Here is a 21,880-nt window from a genome sequence, read left to right as displayed (position 1 = left end):
AGTGACTTAAGTCACTGTTTTTTTATAAAAAACATGATAAAATGTATAAAATGCAAATTTTATAAGATGCTTAAGAGAGTTTTAATAGGTATTTATGTGAAGAATCTCTCTTTAGGAAATACATATATTTGCAAATTTTAAATAATTTAACTTAAAGGAGAAGTATAATATGTTTAAGAGAGTTTACTTAAAGAAAAAGATTTTAATTGCAGGGGTATTATTTTTTTTATGTACAATGCTTATTACATCGGGAGAAGTGTTTGCTGATAATGAAGATGATGGAATAGAATTTAGGTGCGAAAATTTAGAAAGGGCTATTCGGGAAGAGATTAATAAACCAGAAGGAAGTATTTTATTTAGTGATGTAGAAGAAATTATAGATTTAGATTTAGATAGTAATGAAATAAGTGACATAACAGGACTTGAAAACTTTAAAAACTTAATCCGTTTAAATTTAAGTGATAATAGAATAAGTGACATAACAAATATTGAAAGCTTAACAAATTTAAGGACTTTATATTTATGTGGAAATGAAATAAGTGAAATAAAAGCCATTAGCAACTTAACTGAATTGAATATTTTGTGTATGTCAGACAATGAAATAAGTGATATAACAGCTCTTAATCATTTGACCAATTTAACATGGTTGCATTTAAATCACAATAAAATCAGTGAAGTACCATCATTTGATAACTTAACAAATTTAATATCTTTATTTTTATCTTCAAATCAAATCAGAGATATAAAAGACTTAAGCAGCTTAACAAATTTGAGATCCTTAGATTTATGCTATAATGAAATCAATGATTTAACTTTTCTTAGTGAATTAAAAGAAAACTTGGAGTGGTTGGCAATAAGAAATAATGAAATAACCGATATAGCTGCTCTTAGCCAATTAACTAATTTAGAACGGATAAATTTTATGCAAAATAACATTAGTGATATATCTGCGTTAAGTGGGCTGATAAACCTAAGACATTTGGATTTAGAGGGCAATCCTGTTAATAATTCAGATACACCAAATGCAGTTCATAAATCAGAACTAGACTTTATAGTAGATCAAACAGAATATGAGGTTTGGGTTGTTGAAAAAGAAACTGCGATATTAAAAGGAAATTTAAATGGTGATGGTATAATTGATTCTATAGATTATACTTTGCTAACTAAATATATTTTGAGTGAAATTACTGAATTATCAGTTGATGAAGACCCTTTAATGGTTGCAGACTTAAATAACGATGGTTCAATAGATTCAACAGATGCAGCTTTGTTGAAAAGATATATTTTGGGCATAATCACTGAATTAGGTTAAAACATATATTAAAATGAAAATACATGTTTTAGAGAATAAAATAAAGGTGCTGATAGAAAGTTAACTTCCTACCAGCACCTAATTCAGTCTTTTAGACAAAATTTCTACACACTGGATTTCCATAAACCATGAAGGTTGCAGTATGCATAAACATCTACATTTTCTTTTGCACAGAAAACTGCTTTTGGATCATCTTCAGGAAAAAGAGATATTCTTTTAATTCCATTATCTGATGCAACAGCAATCCATTCAATATAGTGTTTTTCAGTCATTGGATGGGCTACTGAACCGATTTGAACATGAACTTTTCCATCTTTTTTTTCGGCAACAGGAACATGCTTTTCAGTTGCAGCGTCGGTAGTATTTGCTTCAAGTTTTATCATTGGCTGATTACAACAGACAAGTTCTCCTCCACCGTTTTTTATAAGTTCTACAATATTCCCACAAATCTCACATCTAAAAAATGCTACTTCAGATTTCATTTTGACAGCTCCTTTCAAAGATTGAGTACTTTATTTACATACTGATATATACCCGGAAAATAAGTGAGTAAACATTCTTTTAAAGGATAAATTTTTATCTTTAGATAAAAGTACTAATGCTTACATTTAATTTAATCGATAAATATGTATGAACTCGTTTAGCTAAAGCTAAACATCGATGCTTCAGGTGGAATCTTAGAATAATATGAAAATATGAAGGAAACATTGCGGAACTTTAGTTTCTGGAAGATTGTTCTTAACCTTTAATTTATGCACCCTTGCTCTAGATTCAAGATTGACATTTACTTTCAAAAATTGTATAATAAAATTTAAATTAGTTCGTATCTTAGAAAGAAGAGTTCAAATAGTTTATACATGAATAAGATAAGTTTTTTGGATAAATGTGCAAAATAGATGTGAGTATATAAAGTTCTGATAATTCTAATATTTTTACTTAATTTAATCTATAACTATATATATCAAAGAAATTTAAAAATTTTGTGAGAGAGGAAAGTATACAGAATGAAAGGAATAAAAGTTGTTAAAGTAATTTTAACCATAATTGGAATATACTATTTTATAGGTGGTTTATTGTTATATTTTCTTAGCATAAAAGCTACTGGTGATTTTAAATCTGCTTATTTTCCGTTTAGTTATATTGTGACTGGAGGAGTGTTTTTAGGGATAGCCTTTTTTATGAAAAGGTTAAAGAAAAGTGATGCTGGACTTAATGAAAAAAATTTTTTTTATCAAAGAGAAGTTACTGCTCAGATAGTCGATATAAGTCGATGGGATCAAGAAAACCGTATTCATTTAAAAAATTATAGAATTACTGCTAGATGGAGAAGCCCAGCTGATGGAAAAGTACATACCTTTTATAGTGAGGATATTTTTTATGATCCATCTTCTTATATTGCATCTAAAGGAATAAAAGAAGTAAAAGTAATTTTGGAGTCATCTGGTTATGATAAATATTGGGTAGACATATCATTTTTGCCTGGAAAGCATTGAAAATTATCTTAAAACAAAAGAATTTAACAAAAAGTGTTGCATAACCACGTATAAAGTGGGAGCAACACTTTTTTTAATTTTGAAATTAAAATACAAGAACTAAACAATCTATTGTTATAAATATTTATTGATTGGAGAAGCTATCAATGTGTTACTTATATTAATTAATAGTTTGGAGGAATTTGAATTGAGTGCAAAAACTACAGAAAGTCCCATTGTGCTTTTAGGATGGAGCTTACAAACAATAGAAGCAGCAGATAAATTAGGAAAGCCTTTTATAGTTGTAAGTTTTTCTGATTATGAAAGCTATGCAAAAAAACATAATATTCCATTTCTTGCTTGGGACTATGGGAAAAATCCCTCATATAATGAAGTGTATACTCGATCTGAGCAATTGTATAAAAAACTTAAAGACAGAAATGTACAAGCTGTCGTTCCGGTATTTGAAGAAACTGTTGAATGGACAGGAGCTTTAAGAGCACGTATAAATGACAATCCTTATTACTTTTATCATTCTCTTCTTTTTAGAGATAAGGCAAGAATGAAAAGAAGAGCGTTATTAGGTGGCTTGAGAGTAGGGATTTTTGAAGAGGCGACAACAAAAGATCATGTTAAGGATTTTATACAAAAGATAAAAGATGTTTACTTAAAAACCCATACCACTGAGTATTACCCTGTTCATGTTAAACCTTTTAATAGAGCAGGTGCTTCTGGTCATAAATTATTTAACAGAGTTGAAGATGTTGATGTGGAAATGGGGAAAGATAATTTTCCATGTTTGATAGAGAGCCATTTAGATGGTTCAGAATTTTCATGTGAAGTTTTTGTATTTAATAGAAAAATAATTTTTATGAACATCACAGAGTATGTAAGACTTGGATATTCTATGATTGTTCCTCCGTCTCCATGGCTTGAAAATTACAGGGAGGATATTCGGAAAGTTGTTCAGCAGCTTATAGATGAATTTGAAGTTGATTATGGATTTGTTCACCCTGAGTTTTTTATAAATAAAGATGGTAAGATTTCTTTTGGAGAAGTTGCTTACCGTGTACCAGGAGGTCATATTTTTGATTTGATACAAAGGACATACAATTTTAATCCCTTTGAGGCATTTATTATGTGCAATAATCCTAATGAATCGGAAGAAGAAATACGAAAGATATTTCCAGATGAAAAAAATCATAATGGGCATGCAGGGAGCTTTTTGGTATATCCCCGTGTGAAATATATCAAAGACATAAACATCCCTAAAGAACTGGAGGATCACCCTTGTTTTGAAAAACAGGATTTATTAAAACCATCTATAGGAAAAGTTCCAGTCCACGAATGTGAAGGGTTTGGTGGACATTATGGAACAATATTTTTTCATGGACAGGCAAGTGAAGAAATAAAACAACCTCTTATGCGATATGTAGATCACAATTTTTATGTATAAGAAAGGGAAAATTTTTATAAAAGAGAGGAGAAAATTTTATGCCTTTAGTTGTTGATGAAACCACTAAAACTGAAAAAAAAACAAAATTTGAAGAGGCGCTCAATTTGCTAGAATCTGCTTTTTCTTATGCTAAGAGCATGTATCAGTCAGAAGTATTGCAAGAAGCAAAAAATTTAATAAATGAAGAAGAGGGAATAAAAAAATTATATGAATACGCTGATAGATTTGAAGAAGTTGGTGTTTTTCAAGATGGACCATGGGAACATGCGGCTAAACTACAGCCTAAACTGGTAAAAGGCTCTTTAATGATGGAGGATGCAACATCAACTGTTGAGATTTTAAGTGAATTGCGTATGCTTGCTATAGCAGAGGGGAAGCTTGAAAAATCTGATGTAACTAAAGATCAGGCAAAGGGCTATTTAAATGAAGTTATAGCATTAAATCTTGACATCTTATTTCCAGAACAGACGGAGGCTTCTCGTATAGATGGAAAAGAAAAACAAAAAGAGAGAGCAAAAAAGTTATTTGATTTTTTAGTCGAAAAACTTTCACTCAAAGGAATTTCAGGAGTATTAATTAAAGAAATTGACAGGTTGATTGCTCAAAGGACAATTATGGTTAATAGAGTTGTAGGTTTTATCAGGGTAGCTAAAGAGTTATTAAATACAGATATAAATCCAGAGGAGCGAGAGCAAATTGAATTTTATTATAATGCTATTTCAGGTCCTACACCTAAGAGTAAAGAAAATTTAAAGCCGTCAGAGTATGGCAAATCAATAAAAGGTTTAGAACATGAAGAATTAAAAAAAGAGGCAGAAATTTTTGCAAAATATATGAGAGATACAGGGCTTGTATGTCCACAACATGCTGTGCTGGTAAAATATTTAAACAGATACGACACTAAAAATCATGAACTTATGGTTGCAGTGTTAGGGCTTAATAACAAAGGAAAAGCTGAACTAGAGCAGTATTATGAAACAGTTCACAATTTGATTAATGCAGCTATTCATCCACCTACAAGACAAGCTGTTTATGGTTTGACTCTTATGCTGGAAAGGGGGGTTTTATCTTCAATGCCTGTAATTCCTGGATTACACAGGTTAGTTGAACTGGATATACAGCCTGAGACACGGAAGGTTCTTTTGAGTTCTATTGAAAAAAGTGCTGGTGTAACGGCAAATGATATTTTAGTCGCAGGTACTATAAGTGTGTTGGGTCAACCTTTAGGTGTTGGGCAGGGACTTAATCCAACATGTCAGACAGCACGAGGAATAAGCCTCTGGTCAACTCATTCCCCGGGTTTTTTGTTAGAGCTGATTGCCAGAGCAGCTAGGGATGGGGATGTTGATATTGTGTTTGAAGGTACGCAGATACATTCTAAACATTTAGGTAAAGGGCTTGTAAAGGATTTACATGAAGAATTAGATCCTGTTTCTCTTGCACTTGTTCCCCATCTTGACCGTTTGTATTATGAATTGGTTAAATTATCAAAATTCAGAGGAGATGATGCTCATAAGTGGGTTAATCCAGCCTTTTATGGCAATTGGGTTTCTAAAGGATTTATGAGTGTTATAGATGCCTTTACAGGGGTAATAGCAGATTATGCCGGATTTGTTAAGTTGTTTTATGCAACTCATCACCCAGAGTATAATTATGAGCACAAATTGATTTATCCAAATCCTGTAGGTATTTTTGTAACAAATTCTTTCGGAGATTTATTAGGATTTCACGCAGTATCCATTCAACGAATTGCACAAGATGAAAAGGGCGAATACAGAATTTATATTTATAACCCTAACAATGACAGTTCCCAGGATTGGGGGCAAAACATTACCCCAGAAGTTATTGGAAATGGAGAAGAGCCAGGAGAGTCTTCTTTACCTTTTCATCAATTTGTTTCAAGGCTGTATGCTTTTCATTACAATCCATATGAAAAGGGTGATGTTTCATTAGTGGACGATGAAATTGTTGAAAAAACAGAGTCTTTGGCAAAAGAGAGCTGGGGTAAAAAATATACATGGACATAAACCGTACTAATTATTAAAGCTGGTTATATAAAAATTTACAGTGCTTTTGTGTAATATTTTTTTAAGTGCCCTAATATATATATTTAGTATCTAAAAATTAACTTTCTAATAATTTAAAGTTTAGTAAAGGCAAATATGTACACAAGGAGGATGCTGTATTTTTATGTTTGATCTAAAAGAAGAATCTTTTAAGATGGACTATTGGCAAAAAACAGTCAAAATAGAACCTATTAGCAAAAGGATGAAAGTATACCAACTACCATCTAATTATAACAATGCTAGGTTTGTAAGTGAATTAAAAGAATTGGCGAAAGAAAAAAAATGCGATAAAATTATATTGTATGTTAAAAAAAACGAAAGAAAACTGATAGATCAAAATGAGTTTCATAAAGAAGGCTTTATAAAAGGTTTTTTTAATGGGGATACTGCATATATATATTCACTGTTTTGTAACCCTAAAAGAAAAACTCATGTTTCACTTTTAGAAGAACAAAATGTATTAAAAATTGTTGCCGGTGACAATAAAACAATACAGGATGTATCTATGCCTCAAGGCTACACTATGAGGAGGGCAGCAGAAACTGATGTTTTTCAAATGGCAAAGTTATATACTGAAGTATTTAAGACTTATCCAACGCCTATGAATGACCCGGATTATATTATTGAAGCTATGAACAATCATGTGTATTTTACTGTAATAGAAAAAGATGGTGAAATAATAAGTGCTTGTTCTGCAGATGTTTTACCTGAATTTGAAGCAGCAGAATTGACAGATTGTTCAACTTTGCCTCTATACAGGGGTAAAGGGCTTTTGACAAGTCAGTTTTTTTATCTTATAGATTTTATGAAGAAAAAAAATATTAAAACGGTATTTTCTTATTCTAGGGCTGTGTCTGTTGGAATGAATTTAATTAATAAAAGGTTTGGCTTTAAATATGGAGGTCGTTTGATACAAAACAGTAATATCAGTGGAAGATTGGAAACTATGAATATATGGTACAAAAACATTTAAAGACAAAAAAGACAGGGGGACGGTTCTCTTGTCTTTCTCTTATAAATCTTCAGGTGTAGTTGAGTCTCCACCTGAAGCCTCGATGTTTAGCTTTAGCTAAACGAGTTCACTCAATATGTTGCTACTGCTCTTACAGGGGATGCTTCAGCTTTGATTTTTAATGGCAAAGCTGTGATTTCAAAATTTTTAATATGGAGAAGGGAATTTAAATTAGTCATATTTTCAAGAAGCAAAATATTATTTTTAAAAAGCATTTTGTGAATTTCAAAGGGATATTTATCAGGAGAAGGCATGTCAATTCCCAGCATTTTAATTTTTTTTTGGATAAAAAATTCAGCTAATTTAAAATCAACTACAGGGTGTTTTGTATAATAAATTTCTTTTCCGTAATTTTTGTCAAAGCCTGTATACAGTAAAACAATGGAGTTTTCTTCAATGGATTCTGAATAAGAGTGGTTCATTTTTATTATTTTTTGCCCTCTTACATCAAGCAATACACCTTTTCCATAGAATCTATCTAAATTATAACTATTGATTAAATCATCACTGTCAAGTAAATGAAGAGGAGTATCAATGTGTGTGCCTGAATGCATACCCATTGATACTACAGATACATTATAGCCATTAGCTTTTAAACATTTATCAAAGTAAATATCCACGTTTTTATCTCCTGGATAAACAGGCATGGACTTTTCAATTGTGTGACTTAAATCCACAATACTTTTCATGAATTACTCAATATCCTTCTTTTCTTTATTTTCATCATATATTCCGGCATTGCCGAGAGATCTTATTGCATTTACTATTCCATTAGAGCTTATTACGAGAATAAGTCCTACAACAATCTGAGCAATACTGGATATAATAGTTCCTTTATAAGTATTGAATCTTTCAATAGAGCTTACTTGGCTGTAAAGCTCTCTGTTTACCATCCAGTTACTTGTTGATGTAATTAAATGTGGAATTGCCAAAACAATAATAACAATTCCAACAGTTGAAATAGCAATCACGTGTAAAGATTTGTACGAATAATTTAAATCAGGAAGACTTTCATCTTTAGTTATTAAATTAGAAATCTTATCAGAAAATATCCATAAAAGAACTGATGAAAGAATAATTACAAATAAAAATAACAACGACGTGATAACTGTTGTGATTTCATCTGAAGAAAATCTTAATGCAGAGTAGAGACCGACAAAATAATCAAAGTTTGAAAACAAAAAATAAACAGCTATTACCCTTAATAAAATCTTACATAAACCTTTCACTTTAAACACCCACCTTTTTACTATAATTAATAATAAGTATATATTAATATAACAATAATTGCAAACAAGACAGGGGGACGGTTCTCTTGTCTCATTTTTAATGAGACAAGAGAACCGTCCCCCTGTCTTGTTGTCTTAGTTTGAATTAGATATTGTGACTACCATGTTTATTTCCCCGCCTTTTTCTTCTGCTTCATTAAACATCTTTTGAAGGTTTTGAAAGACATCTTCCTTTAAACCTGTAATTACAGTATTTATGGAATTAACACTGTATTCTACGTTACTTCCGTTTAACATATTAATTGATTTGTTAATTATGTTTGAGGCATTTTTAGTTTTTAAAGGATAAACGGCAACTTCTGCACTAATCAATGTTTCTTCACTCCTAAAAATTAATTAAATCTATAAATAGTATGATGCTGTTAATCAGTTTATATACGGCTTGTCAATATAAAAATCATAAAAAGTAGTCATAATATCTTCCCCTTTACGTGCTGTTTTGCATATTATGCAATATGTAAATTAATTTTTGGAGAGAGAATTATGGCTGCTTTTAATATATGCGATATAGTGGTAAGAAAATCCCATGGCAAAGACATATATTTTACAATAGCTGGATTCAAAGAAAGTGAGTTACGTAAACCTGAGTATATTTTAAAAGGGTTGTTTTACAGGATAGAAGCGGATGCATATGAAGAAGACTTGTTAAAAGAAGATGTTCGAAATGTTCAGTTAAATTTAAAAATGGAAATTATGAGAGCAAGAAATAATATCTTTAGGGCAATTTATTTAAACAGGCTGTTTGGGGTATATCGGTTGAGAAAAAAACCGGGAACAATTTTACAAATTGACTCAAGCAGTAGATTTTTAAACATGTGTACAAAATTATATAGAGAAGCTGGTATAAAGAGCAAAGGGTATGTTGTAGCTGAGAGAAATCAACCAGGTGTAATAAGGCAGGCGTTATTTCAAACAAAGCCAGATATACTTGTGGTAACAGGACATGATGGTATTAAAAAAGGAAAAAGCAATTTAAGTAAAATAGAAAATTATAGGAATTCAAAGTACTATGTTCGAAGTGTAAAGGAAGCAAGACGATATCAAAAAGATTCTGATAAACTGTGTATATTTGCCGGAGCCTGTCAATCTTATTTTGAAGCTATAATGGATGCGGGAGCTAACTTTGCAAGCTCACCTGGAAGAATAAATATTAATGCATTGGATCCAGCAATAGTATCAGAGCGAGTTGCCCTTACAGACAGAAGATACTATGTAGTACCTGAAGAGGTATCAAAAACAACTATTTCAGGTAGCAAGGGAATAGGAGGAGTGAATACAAGGGGACGCCTAGTTTTGGTTTAGTGAGACAAGAGAACCGTCCCCCTGTCTCACCTTGTCTTTCAAAGTAGGATACTGTAAAATAAATAAAAGAAACGATAATAAATACAAGGAGGAAGCTTTGGGTAAAAACTTGTATATAACAGAAAAACCTTCGGTGGCATCAAGTTTTGCAGATGTACTTGGTATAAAGATAACAGGCCAGGATAGAAAAAGAGGATTTGCAGAGTCAAAAAATTTTGTGGTGACATGGTGTTTTGGTCACCTAATTACCATGGCATTTCCAGATGCCTATGATCCGTTATATAAAAAATGGAGAATTGAGTATCTTCCTATAATACCTGAAAAATATAAGTACATTGTTATTGATAATGAAGGTGTTAAGAAGCAGTTTGAAACTATAAAAACGTTGATGACAAGAGAAGACATTGACTTAATATATGCATGTACCGACAGTGGGCGTGAAGGTGAATATATTTACAGACTTGTTTATGAACACAGTGGTTCTAGCAAACCTGCAAAAAGAGTGTGGATTTCTTCTCAGACAGAGGAAGCCATAAAACAGGGAATTGATGAAGCAAAGGATATAGGTGAATACAATGACCTTTCTACTGCTGCATATTGCAGAGCAAAAGAAGACTGGCTTTTTGGGATGAATTTCAGCAGAATTTATACCTGTATGTATGGAAGAAAAGTTTCAGATGTAGTGAAACAGGAAAAATCTTCTGTTATTGCAATTGGAAGGGTTATGACCTGCGTTTTAGGACTTGTTGTGGATAGGGAACAGGAAATAAGAAATTTTGTGCCTAAAAAACATTATGGAATAACGGCAGTTTTTTTATCCTGTGAAAGTGAGCTTGAATATAAGGGAAAATGGCAACCAGAAAAGAAAAAAAGCAAGGATGATGAAGAAAAATACATTGAAAAGGAAGAGACAGAAAAAGTTATTGAAAGGATTAAAGATAAGCCGGCTCAAATTAAGAAAGTTAATATTAAAAAAAAGAATGAACAGCCCCCTCTTCTTTTTAACCTTGCCGAACTTCAGTCAGAGGCAAATAAAAAGTTTAAGCTTCCAGTGGAAAAGACACTTGAAATTGCACAGGGGCTTTATGAGAAAAAATTAATAACCTATCCAAGGACGGATTGCAGGGTGATTTCTACTGATGTTTTAGGTGAAATACCAAAGGTATTAAATGGGCTTTTTAAAAATTCTGTTTACAGAGATAATGTGTCTAGAATCAAAGAATTTGGCGAACTTAGAGTTAAAAAGACCACAAAGAGGTTTGTTGATGATAAAAAAGTGACGGATCACTATGCAATTATACCAACGTATATTACTGCTAACACAAACAATATGGATGATAATTCTAGAAAGATATATGATTTAATTGTAAAGAGATTTTTGGCAATTTTTTATCCTCCAGCAGTTTATAATACAGTAAAAGTTGAAACGCATATTGACAGTGAGATTTTTATATCAAATGCAAAGACGTTAAAAGAACCGGGGTGGAAAGAAGTATATGATGTAAGTCGTTCTAAGAGTAATGAGCTTACAGATGTTCCTATTCATCTTCTAAAGAAAAATGAAAATTGTAATGTAGAAGGGTTTGATTTAGATGAAAAGGAGACAAAGCCCCCATCTCGTTATACCGATGGCTCTCTTATAATAACAATGGAGAAGGCGGGAAAGTTTATTGAAGATGAAGAACTTAGAGAGCAGATAAAAACTTCAGGAATAGGTACTTCCGCTACAAGATCAGGAATAATAAAAAAACTCAAGGATATAGGATATGTAAAAATAAATTCAAAAACCCAAGTTATTACACCAACAATAAAAGGTGAGGCAATAGTTGAAGTGGTTAGAAGAACTGCTAAAGAGCTTTTAAACCCCTCACTTACTGCAAGCTGGGAAAAAGGTCTTACGATGATAGAAAACAGAGAAACCACTGAAAGTGTTTTTGAAGAAAAGCTTCATGGATATATTAACAAAACAATAAATAAAGTAAAAAAAAGCAGGGGCAATTTTAACTTAGCAAATATTATTAAAAGAGAGTCAAAGCCCAATTCAAAATGATTAGATTAGAGGAACTGAATTTTAAAAAGGCAGTTCCTCTAATTAAAATTATTATAAAAGCGGAGCCAGAAGCATAATTTCTTCATTGTTTCTGTATATTGTGTCAAATTGCTGTATTGGAAGTGGATTTGTTCCAAGGCCTACCTCAACTGTAAAGCCAGGTCTGCGATATTCCTGTATAAACCAATCCTTATATCCGGCAAAAGCGGCTTCAGGGGGAACGTCTGCAACAGCATATCCACTTGCTCGTGAAAACAGGTTTGCAATGCCTAAAGATTCAGGTGGCGTAAGGTCTAGATAAGTCCAATAAATTACCCTTCCCTGTGAATGATATGCTATTACCATTCTGAAATCTCGTTGCCTAGTAAAGTTCGCAACTGCTATGGTTTCAGGCTCAGATAGAGGATTTGGGCCTCCGAACCTTGTAGGCCCTGGGCCATATATACCAAGCATAGGCTCTTGAGCTTTTCCAAGTTCCCATCTTGCAGGATAATTCCTGTTTAGATCAACGCCTCGAATATTTGAGTTCCAAACTTCTGAAAAAGGTCTTCCGGTAGTATTCCAAGAGAGAAGTTGCTCATAGAAGGGGTTTGAAGGATCAAGTCCTTTTAAAACTAAATCAACTCCATCAGGGTTTACCATAGGAACGATATATATACTGCATTGTTCCCATATATTAGATATACTATATCCTCTTATTCGTCTGCCTTCAGAATATGCATCTAAAAAGTTTTCTGCAAATTTCATTACAAGCGGTGTTGTGATCCATTCAAGAGAGTGGTGTGAACTATTATAAAAGACTTCTCTAGGGCCGTTTCCCAGCTTTAAATAGTATAAATTTTTACCTAAAACGCTTGTTCCAATTGAACCTGTTTCAATAAAGGGGAATCTGGCTTTTAGACCTTCAATATCTCTTTCCATTATTTCATAAGTGTAATCGATGTCTGTGAATACTACATCTAAGCCATAGGGAATAACTATTCTTTGTCCAGCGTATATTAAATTAGGATCTATTTCAGGATTTGCAGTGGTAATTGCATTTAATGTTGTATAATATCTTCTTGCAATATTATAAAGTGTGTCTCCTGACCTAACAGTATAAATATCGTATCCTTTTAAAAATCTTGAAAATGCACTCCATGTTCTTTCACCGACAATACCATCTGTAGTAAGTTGGTTGTCTCTTTGAAAATTGATAATTGCTCCCTGAGTTTGAGGGCCATAGATACCATCTATCTGCCCAGGTGAATAGCCAATTCTTATCAAAAGGCTTTGAACAAGTTTTACATTTGGTCCAGTTGATCCAAGTCTCAAAATCTCCATTTAGTACCACCTTAAAAATATTAGTTATTATATAGTTTATTAAGGTGGAATGAATTTCGTTCATTATGTTAAAAAAATTTTATATCATTAAAATTGAGGAAGCCAGGGTATTTTATCATCTAAATTTTCAATGTTTAATCCTAAACCTCCTAATATTGATGGAGCAAAGTAGCAAAATAGTGAAAGAATAATTGCTGAAATTAGAGCACCTATAAATGCACAAAAAAGAGATCTTTTTATATCAAGACCTAAAATAGCAGCTATTCCACAACTTGTCCATACTCCTGTTGATGGAAGAGGAATGCTTACAAACAAAATAAGACCTATCTCTTTGTATTTTTCAATTTTAGGTGTATTTTTTTGAAGTTTATTTTCTACAAAATTTGTAAACCAGTTTAAAAAGCTGAATTTTTTTATCCAGTTAAATATAGGTTTAAACAATAAAAGAATTATCGGAGCGGGAATTAAGCTTCCTAAAAGGCATGTTAAAAATACATAGGAGGGATTTAGTTCATATAACAAAATACCTATAGGTATTGAACCACGTTGCTCAATAACTGGTAAAGCAGAAATAAAAGCAAGAAAAATATAAGGCAGCAGATTAAACATTTTAAGACCCCCATTTCAATAATTACAAAATTTTCAGGTTTTTTTGCAATAGGTGTTAATCAATTATTATTCGTAAGTTTTGTTAAATAGACATTTTGCAGTAAAAAAATTTTGAAAATAACTTTATTTGATGGTAAAATTATATTCTACAGTATCTCTGCTTATGTTAGAGGAATCTGTTGCTTTTTAAAATTTTAGATATCAATTAAAGAATGCTTTAGAAATAAATTGTTATTATAGAGGACAAAGCCCGATGATTTAATGGGTTTTGGACGATGAAAATTAGATGTTATTTCTTGGCTATTATTAAAAGGAGAAAAAAATGAAAAAGATAATTTTGTTTTTTAATGGAATATTTATGGGGGCTGCTGATACAGTGCCAGGAGTTAGTGGTGGAACTATCGCATTAATTTGTGGTATTTATGAAGAATTTATATCGACAATAAAGTCGTTTTCCCCTAAGATAGTAAAGTCTTTTTTAAAGAGAATAACAAAACCTGAAGAGGGCAACAAAGAGCAGTTTAAAAAAGATGTTGCAAGTTTGAATCTTCCATTTTTAATACCTTTAGGTATAGGTATAGTGTTTGCTTTACTGTTGCTTTCAAGTGTTATACCTGCTTCAATGGATAGATACCCAATACAGACTTTTTCTGTTTTTATAGGTCTAATAATAGCTTCAATAAAAACACCTTTTAGGTTAATTGAAAATAAAAACCTAAATGTTTGGATGTTATTAATTGCTGGATTTGTTTTCGCTTTTGCTGTCTCTGTTATTTCATCTGGAAATCAAACATCTGAAAACATTGCCTTTTATTATTTGTTTTTTTCTGGATTTTTAGGCATCAGTGCAATGTTGTTGCCCGGACTGAGTGGTGCGTATATTTTAATGATACTGGGAGTTTACAGGCCTGTTTTAGAATTGCTTAGTGAAGTAAAATCAAATCCAATGCTTGTTTTTTCAATGGAGGGCTTTAAACTTATCTCCTTTGTTGTAGGAATGGTTGTAGGATTAATGGTTTTTTCACGAATTCTTACAAAGCTTTTAAAAACCAAAAGAGATCAAACTATGGCACTACTAACAGGACTGATGACAGGAGCTCTGATAGTACCATTTAATGAAATGAGAGAGCATAACCTAGCAGATAATATATTTTTGATGACAGCATTTATAGCTGTTGGTGCAGCGTTAGTTATAGGGATAGATTTAATAAAAAATAAGAAAGTAAAAAATTAACATGATGCTTTGATTTAAGGAGGGTGTTATAAATGGTTCCTAAATTCAATATAGGAGATATTGTAGAATTAAAAAAACAGCATCCTTGTGGCAGTAAGCAATGGGAGATAACAAGGGTGGGTATTGATATAAAAATCAAATGCATGGGATGTGGTCATCAGGTAATGCTCCCTAGGATAAAATTTGAAAAAAGCGTAAAAAAAATTATAGAATGAATCAAAGTAAAATAGATATGTGAAGGGGTAAAATCATACTGAAAATTATTTCTAAAACAGTTGTTTTTACAAGTTTGAATTCTTTTAGATTTTAATTGGGATAATAAAAATAAAAATCTAAAAGGATGATTTTATGTTTAATGAGGATAAAAAAAGAGGTAGAAATTTTATTAAGTTATTATCAACAGTAGTTTTAACAACTTTAGGTATAACATTATTTTTAATTTTTGGACTTACAAATTATATAACTAGAAACTCAGATTCTTTACCAGATGACCCTCAAACAGGGCAAAGTCCAGATGTTCCTCCAAGAAATATTCAGTTAGAACATTCAGCTCAAGATGATTATGCTCAAAATGTTGCTCAAATTGCATCTCCAGGAGTGGTTGGAATATCTGTTCAAAAAGTTGACAGCAGTGCACTGTTTGATACTGGGGCTTCTGACCAATGGGGGCTAGGATCTGGAGTAATTGTTAGTTCTGAAGGCTATATTCTTACAAATCATCATGTAGTTGGAGGCAGAAACAGAAAAATTATTGTTTCATTATCTGATGGTAGAAATATTGAAGGAGTATCTGTATGGTGCGAACCTGTACTGGATTTGGCTATAGTAAAAATAGAAGCACCAGATATTGTAGCAGTTCCTTTGGGAGATGCAAATAATCTCAGGGTGGGAGAACCTGCCATAGCAATAGGAAATCCCTTAGGACTTCAGTTTCAAAGAACAGTTACATCGGGGATTATCAGTGCATTAAATCGTACAATTGAAGTGGCTACTGACCAGGGAACAAGCTATATGGAAGATTTAATTCAAACTGATGCCAGTATAAATCCTGGTAACAGTGGAGGACCACTATTAAATTCTAGAGGTGAAGTTATTGGGATAAATACCATAAAAGTAGCCAGTGCAGAGGGAATGGGGTTTGCAATACCCATAAATGTAGCAACTCCCATTATTAATCGGTATGTAAAAGTTGGTGAATTTATAGAACCGTATATAGGTATTTTTGCCTATGACCAAGAAGTGATACAGTATCTTGACAGAGATATAAACTTAGAACATGGAATATATGTTGCCAATGTAGATGAAAATGGACCTGCTTATAGAAATGGAATACGGACAGGGTATATAATAACTCATGTTGACGAAAGAGAACTTGATACAATGATGGACTTAAGAACCTATATATATACAAAAAATCCAGGTGATATAGTAGAAATAACATATAATAATGATGGTGAAACTGAAAAGGTAGAAGTAAGGCTTGCAGCTAAAGAAAGCGATGTAGGTTTTAGTAGATAAAAAATTTATTGTATCTTCTGTAAGTAAAGTGGAAAGAATTACAGTGTATAAGCAAATACTGAATTCTTACGGAGGGTAAAACTGTGAATAGAAATAGGAAGTTTTACAAAAAAAGTGATTTTGAAAAAATTTTAAGAGAATATTTAAAACAGGCTAAATTTAAATTAGAGCATGAATATACTGGTACAAGAGAAGCAATGAAACTTGTTGCAAAAGATAAGACAAGAGAGTTTATGCAATGCATGGATAGGGGACTAAACCAAGAGGAAAGAGATTATTTAAGTACGTTGATTATGGCAGCAATGTATCAATCTTTTTGTTATGGTTATGGAGTGGGAAAGGTTGAAGGCAAAGATGAAAGCAGAGCATTTGTATAACAGGGTAAAATCATTAAAAAAAGATGTTTTTGGTAAACGTTAAAAGGTTGTATAAAAACACTCTAGTTGGATAATTCCAGCTAGGGTGTTTTTTGAGTGTGAATTCGTTTAGCTAAAGTTAAACATCGAGACTTCAGGTGGAGTCTTAGAATAAGATAAAAAATAGAATTATTCTTGTTAATGTAGTAAAATTAAGTATAAGATAAAAAATTAGCAGTTTTATAATCTTTATTTTATAGAGTTGGGGGCTTTATGTTTAACGATTTTATAAAAAATTATAATATAATAAGGGACATTTTAAGAGATTGTTTTCTTTATGGATGCTTTTCCCGGGAAGGGATAGAGAATAAGAGAAATATAAGTTCTAGAAAAGTCAGTTATGAAATGCGCCGTATACAGCAGTATGTAGAAGAAAAGTATATCAAGGTTGATAAAGATGGAAGGTATAAGCTTTTAAATTTAACCTACGACTTTATGAAACATTCAGATAATTTCCTTATAAACACTTACATGACAAAGAGCTTTACACGCAAATACCTTTTGACATACTTTTTTATTTTATTGTATCTTCAGTCTAAGGATACTCCTTGTTCATTGAGTACAATAGAAAGTGGATTAGCCAAAGAAGGTAGTGATTATCTTAATAAAATCAGTAGCAAGACATATGAAAGAAAGCTTTTGGAAATGTGTAGGGAAATTGGAGTTTTAAATTATTCTGTGGAAAAGAGAACAAAGCTATATTCTATTTCTCATGATATATTAGAAAAACTAGATAAAAATGAGTTAAATGACTTACATATGGCTATCAGCTTATATAATAATATAATATTTCCTGTTACAGCAGGTTATTTTAGTGAAGAAACTTTAAAAAATTACATGTATTATGAAAGAGGTATTATTGCCCATGAAGTAAATTATTTTAACTATAGAAATGTTCACTATCATTCAGTAATAGAAGAACAGCTGTTGTGGAAGATTTTAAAGTCTATTCATAATAGAAAAAAAGTAAATATGTATTATAAACTGACTCAAAATCAAGATGATAAAAACAGCAATAAGCCTTTAAGTCCATATAAAATAAGGTATGATGTGAGGCATGGAAGACTTTATTTGATTTCTTTTAATGATAGTAAAAGATGTATTGTATCAAGGCTTGACAGAATAGAAAAGGTGGAGATTATAGAAGAAACATTTAATAGGCAAGACTTTGATGAAATTTATTCATATACTATGTGCAACAGCTGGTCTAGCGTACCATTAGAGGATAAAAAAGAACCTGAAAATGTAAAACTTGAAGTTGTAATTGATGAAGGGTCTGAAAACTATATTTTAGAAAAAATTATGAGGGAAGCTTTTAATGGCATTTTAGAGAAAATTGAAGAAGGACGCTATAATCTAAGTTTTAAAGTCAATGATACTGGTGAAATTATTCCCTGGATTAGAGGATATGCAGGGCATGTGAGAGTGCTAGAACCTAAAAGGCTTGCACATAGAATTCTAAATGACTGGAAGGAGACGCTTTTATCTTATGGAGTTGTTTAATGAGGTCAAAAACAAGTATTTTCAGTTGGTTTTAAAAATAGTTAATGAATGTGCAGATGGAAAAGGACAACGAGATATATTAAAACTAATTGATGATGGAGAATTTGAGCAAAAGGTAATTGGAAAAAATCAAAAAACTTTTGCAGATATAATGTTAAACAGATGTAATGATGATGAAAATTTAGACCTTTTAAATGAAAAAGAAGGTTTATTTTATCCTTCCTTTAAAAATGCAGGTAAGCCACCTATACCAATTAGGTTTACAAAGCTTGAAAAAGCGTGGCTTAAGGCTCTTTTAGAAAAAGATGAAACAAGAATACTTTTAAAAAGTAAAACAATTGAGAAGCTTAAAAAAGAGCTTTCTAACGACGATTCACCAATAAAAGATGAATATTTTGAAATGACAAATACAATAAAGTTACCAGAAATCAACAAAACCAAAACATATGAAGAAAATTTTAGAACCATACTAGCTGCAATTATAAAAGAAAAACCTATAAGATATAATAACATAGACAAAAATGGAAATGTTTACAAAAACAATCTATCTGTCCCAGTTAGGATTGAGTATTCTATGAGAGATGGAAGATTTAGATTATCTATGTATTCAATAAATGATAACCGTCCTGTAATGGCTAATATATTTACATTATCACATGTTAAAATGGTAGATGAAAAAGTAAACATAGATAGAGAAACTGCAAAAAAACTAATTTCAGAACAAAAATACTCAAAGGAGCCTGTAATATTGGAGGTAACAGATAAAAAGAAGGCAATGGAAAGATGTTTTATGTGTTTTTCAGGAGTGGAAAGAACTGCAAGAAGCTTAGGCAACAACAAATATGAAATACGATTAAATTATTATCTATTTGAAGAAGAAAACCTTATAAAAAGCATTATTTCTCTAGGTCCATTTGTGAAAGTGATTTCTCCAAAGAAAATTTGTGATGAAATTATAAAAAGGGTAAAAAAGTCTATAGAACTATATGATGAAGCCTTTTAGTGTGGGGTAAAGTTCTACAGCTAAAAAGACACTCTACATTTTTAATCTAAGACTCCAACTTCTAGATGGAGTTTTTCTTACAACAATATCTGCACCATTTTAAATATGGAAGTTTGCAATAAGTTAAAAGTTGCAAACTTTTTGTCTGTTGATTGGAAAATTATTTTAGTATACTGAAATTGTTCCTGATTCATATGCAAAGATTTCAAATGATCTTGCGGTGCCCCTTGTTTTAATTATAAGAGGTATGCCTGAAAAACGGAACTCTATATAACCCTTAGTGTCGGAGGTTCGATTCCTCCATTACTTAAAAAGTAATTAGCTCAGTGGTAGAGCATAAGGAACGGGAAATGGGGTTCGATTCCCCAGCAGATATAAGATCTGAGTTGGTTATATGCTCGATTTAATCGAGACTTTTAGCAAGAATCTTTTAAGAGAGTTCTCGTGCTTTTACAGAGACTTCTGGAAAAGTACCGAGACTAAAGCCATGAAGTGTGTGGATACCGGGTATTACAACATTTTGCTTATGTATGATTTTTATCTAAAGTCTTTGAGCGAAAAGCTTTAAGCTATAGATAACTACATATATAACCACTTGTGAGTAGTTCCCTTAAGCGACACTCCGCTAAGGTTTCGGGAGAACTCTTGAAAAAGATTACAAAAACAATTAGTTTATTGAAAGGATGGTTCAAAATGAAGGTAATTATTAGAAATGATGAAAGAGGCTTATTGTTCAAGGATGGAAGCTATATTAAATGCCTAAAGCCAGGAAAATACACTCTAAATCCATTTATTAAATACAGCGTCACTGTTATGGATGTAAACCAGGCTTTTTATGTAGAAGGAAAAAACATAAATATGTTCCTTGAAGATCAAGAATTATTAGATGAGCTTACAGTTGTAGATGTAAAAGATAATGAAATTGCCAATCATTTTGAAGACGGTAAGCTTATAGATGTACTTAATTCAGGTAAATATGCATTTTGGAATGTATTAAAAAAGCATGATTTTAAAGTTGTGGATATTAAAGATCCAGAAATAAAATCAGATATAGATTCTTCAATATACAAAAATCCAATGCTTAGTTTTTACGTAGATTCCTTTGATGTGAAAAGCTACGAAAAAGGCATACTTTACTATGACAATGTAATGAAAAAGACTTTAGATGCTGGCAGGCATTTTTTCTGGAGAAGTGCTGTGTATGCATATGTTAAAACAGTTGACTTGAGGCAACAGCAGTTAGATATGACAGGGCAGGAAATTATGACAGAAGATAAAATTACATTGCGTTTAAATTTTGTATGTCATTATAAAGTAGTAGATCCATTAAAGATTGTAGAAATAAAAGACTTTGAAGAGCAGCTTTATATAATGATGCAGCTGATTTTAAGAGAATATGTTGGTGCTTTAAAGCTAGATGATATTCTTTTGAAAAAGCAGGAGATAGGAAACTATGTTTTAGAGAAGTTGAAAGAAAAAAGCGATAGCTTTGGTGTGAAGTTTTTATTTGCTGGTGTCAAAGATATTATATTGCCTGGTGAAATAAAAGAAATATTAAATACTGTGCTAATTGCTCAAAAGAAAGCTCATGCCAATGTTATTACAAGAAGGGAGGAGGTGGCTTCAACAAGGAGCTTATTAAATACTGCAAAATTAATGGAAGAAAATCAGACACTTTACAGGTTAAAGGAGCTGGAGTTTCTAGAAAGGATTTGTGAAAAAATCGGTAATGTTTCTCTAACAGGGGGTAGTAGCTTGCTAGAAGAATTAAATACTCTTCTTTCAAACAAAAAATGTGGAGCATAGAGTTTGGAATGATACGGCTAATATTTGAAAGTCAAGGGGCTGTTACAAAATTAAAGCCCATAATTAAAAGACACCTGACTTTGGTGTCTTTTAATTTATATAAAATGATTATTTAGTTTCAATATCTTTAACTAATGTAGCAACATGATATTGTTATAATCTTCTATAAATTTAATTTTTATATTAACTAATTAAATCGTCTGAAACCAATTCCATTCCAAAATGGCTTGAAGGTTTAATTTCATTAATTCCACACTCAATTGCTGTATCTTCGAATTCTTCCATTGTCAAATTATCAAAGAATTCATCAATCATTTTTAACCTTTCTTTAAAACTTATATAATCACCTTCCATCTTAAATTTAATTATAATCTTTCTTACAACAAATATCAAAGCAAAAAATACCAAATTTAAAGAATGAATAAATATTTTTACTCCTTAGAGTTGACATCAAAATAATAACATTTGACTTATTAATATTGTTAATATATAATTGTATACAAATAATG

At 31.5% G+C, this 21,880-nt stretch carries 21 protein-coding genes; 14 read left to right on the top strand and 7 right to left on the bottom strand.

Going from position 1 to position 21,880, the window contains the following annotated elements; genetic code table 11:
- The first annotated feature begins 169 nt into the window (after positions 1 to 169).
- Entirely contained in the window at positions 170 to 1,312 is a 1,143-nt protein-coding gene (locus tag RBH29_RS01920) for a leucine-rich repeat domain-containing protein (protein ID WP_306694748.1), read from the top strand.
- Positions 1,313 to 1,416: 104 nt separating this feature from the next.
- On the opposite strand, the gene RBH29_RS01915 is transcribed toward RBH29_RS01920, so the two are convergent.
- On the bottom strand, positions 1,417 to 1,794 hold the full coding sequence (locus tag RBH29_RS01915; RefSeq protein ID WP_306694746.1) for a desulfoferrodoxin: 378 nt from the start codon (positions 1,792 to 1,794) through the stop codon (positions 1,417 to 1,419).
- A gap of 522 nt (positions 1,795 to 2,316) precedes the next feature.
- On the opposite strand from RBH29_RS01915, the gene RBH29_RS01910 reads away from it, so the two are divergent.
- From RBH29_RS01910 to ablB, 4 genes are all read left to right on the top strand, one after another.
- On the top strand, positions 2,317 to 2,805 hold the full coding sequence (locus RBH29_RS01910) for a hypothetical protein (RefSeq protein WP_306694745.1): 489 nt from the start codon (positions 2,317 to 2,319) through the stop codon (positions 2,803 to 2,805).
- A gap of 187 nt (positions 2,806 to 2,992) precedes the next feature.
- Positions 2,993 to 4,240: an ATP-grasp domain-containing protein gene (locus RBH29_RS01905; RefSeq protein WP_306694744.1), complete on the top strand. Its 1,248-nt coding sequence runs from the start codon at positions 2,993 to 2,995 to the stop codon at positions 4,238 to 4,240.
- Positions 4,241 to 4,278: 38 nt separating this feature from the next.
- A complete protein-coding gene (locus tag RBH29_RS01900) occupies positions 4,279 to 6,267 on the top strand; it encodes a hypothetical protein (RefSeq protein ID WP_306694743.1) in 1,989 nt (662 codons plus the stop codon).
- Positions 6,268 to 6,430: 163 nt separating this feature from the next.
- The gene (gene ablB, locus RBH29_RS01895) at positions 6,431 to 7,279 is read left to right on the top strand and encodes a putative beta-lysine N-acetyltransferase (protein ID WP_306694742.1); all 849 of its coding nucleotides are present in this window, start codon (positions 6,431 to 6,433) and stop codon (positions 7,277 to 7,279) included.
- Between the two features lie 110 nt (positions 7,280 to 7,389).
- Here the strand turns inward: ablB and RBH29_RS01890 are convergent, their stop codons facing one another.
- The 3 genes from RBH29_RS01890 to RBH29_RS01880 form a co-directional block, all read right to left on the bottom strand.
- Entirely contained in the window at positions 7,390 to 8,007 is a 618-nt protein-coding gene (locus RBH29_RS01890; protein WP_306694741.1) for a cyclase family protein, read from the bottom strand.
- A gap of 3 nt (positions 8,008 to 8,010) precedes the next feature.
- Complete coding sequence (locus RBH29_RS01885) at positions 8,011 to 8,547, bottom strand: hypothetical protein (RefSeq protein ID WP_306694739.1); 537 nt, start codon at positions 8,545 to 8,547, stop codon at positions 8,011 to 8,013.
- A 135-nt stretch (positions 8,548 to 8,682) separates the two neighbouring features.
- Complete coding sequence (locus RBH29_RS01880; RefSeq protein WP_306694738.1) at positions 8,683 to 8,919, bottom strand: YkoF family thiamine/hydroxymethylpyrimidine-binding protein; 237 nt, start codon at positions 8,917 to 8,919, stop codon at positions 8,683 to 8,685.
- 171 nt (positions 8,920 to 9,090) lie between these two features.
- Here RBH29_RS01880 and RBH29_RS01875 point away from each other — a divergent pair, with 171 nt between their 5' ends.
- A complete protein-coding gene (locus tag RBH29_RS01875; protein ID WP_306694736.1) occupies positions 9,091 to 9,909 on the top strand; it encodes a sporulation peptidase YabG in 819 nt (272 codons plus the stop codon).
- Between the two features lie 97 nt (positions 9,910 to 10,006).
- Positions 10,007 to 11,959: a DNA topoisomerase 3 gene (locus RBH29_RS01870; RefSeq protein ID WP_306694735.1), complete on the top strand. Its 1,953-nt coding sequence runs from the start codon at positions 10,007 to 10,009 to the stop codon at positions 11,957 to 11,959.
- Positions 11,960 to 12,010: 51 nt separating this feature from the next.
- Here RBH29_RS01870 and RBH29_RS01865 read toward each other — a convergent pair whose 3' ends face one another.
- Positions 12,011 to 13,282 (bottom strand): M14 family metallopeptidase, encoded by a 1,272-nt coding sequence (locus tag RBH29_RS01865; protein ID WP_306694734.1) that lies wholly within the window; start codon positions 13,280 to 13,282, stop codon positions 12,011 to 12,013.
- A gap of 87 nt (positions 13,283 to 13,369) precedes the next feature.
- Positions 13,370 to 13,891 (bottom strand): COG2426 family protein, encoded by a 522-nt coding sequence (locus tag RBH29_RS01860; protein WP_306694732.1) that lies wholly within the window; start codon positions 13,889 to 13,891, stop codon positions 13,370 to 13,372.
- 322 nt (positions 13,892 to 14,213) lie between these two features.
- Here RBH29_RS01860 and RBH29_RS01855 point away from each other — a divergent pair, with 322 nt between their 5' ends.
- From RBH29_RS01855 to RBH29_RS01825, 7 genes are all read left to right on the top strand, one after another.
- Positions 14,214 to 15,125: a DUF368 domain-containing protein gene (locus tag RBH29_RS01855; protein WP_306694730.1), complete on the top strand. Its 912-nt coding sequence runs from the start codon at positions 14,214 to 14,216 to the stop codon at positions 15,123 to 15,125.
- A 32-nt stretch (positions 15,126 to 15,157) separates the two neighbouring features.
- Entirely contained in the window at positions 15,158 to 15,340 is a 183-nt protein-coding gene (locus tag RBH29_RS01850; RefSeq protein WP_306694728.1) for a DUF951 domain-containing protein, read from the top strand.
- Positions 15,341 to 15,473: 133 nt separating this feature from the next.
- A complete protein-coding gene (locus tag RBH29_RS01845; protein WP_306694727.1) occupies positions 15,474 to 16,643 on the top strand; it encodes a S1C family serine protease in 1,170 nt (389 codons plus the stop codon).
- Positions 16,644 to 16,726: 83 nt separating this feature from the next.
- The gene (locus RBH29_RS01840) at positions 16,727 to 17,020 is read left to right on the top strand and encodes a hypothetical protein (protein WP_306694726.1); all 294 of its coding nucleotides are present in this window, start codon (positions 16,727 to 16,729) and stop codon (positions 17,018 to 17,020) included.
- 252 nt (positions 17,021 to 17,272) lie between these two features.
- Positions 17,273 to 18,562 (top strand): WYL domain-containing protein, encoded by a 1,290-nt coding sequence (locus RBH29_RS01835; protein ID WP_306694724.1) that lies wholly within the window; start codon positions 17,273 to 17,275, stop codon positions 18,560 to 18,562.
- Positions 18,549 to 19,565, top strand: a complete 1,017-nt coding sequence (locus tag RBH29_RS01830) for a WYL domain-containing protein (protein ID WP_306694723.1) — start codon at positions 18,549 to 18,551, stop codon at positions 19,563 to 19,565. Before RBH29_RS01835 ends, RBH29_RS01830 begins: the two co-directional genes overlap by 14 nt.
- Positions 19,566 to 20,258: 693 nt before the next feature.
- A complete protein-coding gene (locus RBH29_RS01825; RefSeq protein ID WP_306694721.1) occupies positions 20,259 to 21,371 on the top strand; it encodes a slipin family protein in 1,113 nt (370 codons plus the stop codon).
- A gap of 183 nt (positions 21,372 to 21,554) precedes the next feature.
- Here RBH29_RS01825 and RBH29_RS01820 read toward each other — a convergent pair whose 3' ends face one another.
- Positions 21,555 to 21,779, bottom strand: coding sequence for a hypothetical protein (locus RBH29_RS01820; protein WP_306694720.1), 225 nt, complete (start codon positions 21,777 to 21,779; stop codon positions 21,555 to 21,557).
- Positions 21,780 to 21,880: the final 101 nt, after the last annotated feature.

The sequence above is a fragment of the Herbivorax alkaliphila genome (assembly GCF_030848475.1).
Classification (GTDB): Bacteria; Bacillota; Clostridia; order Acetivibrionales; family Acetivibrionaceae; genus Herbivorax.
This window is presented reverse-complemented; position numbering and strand designations above follow the sequence as displayed.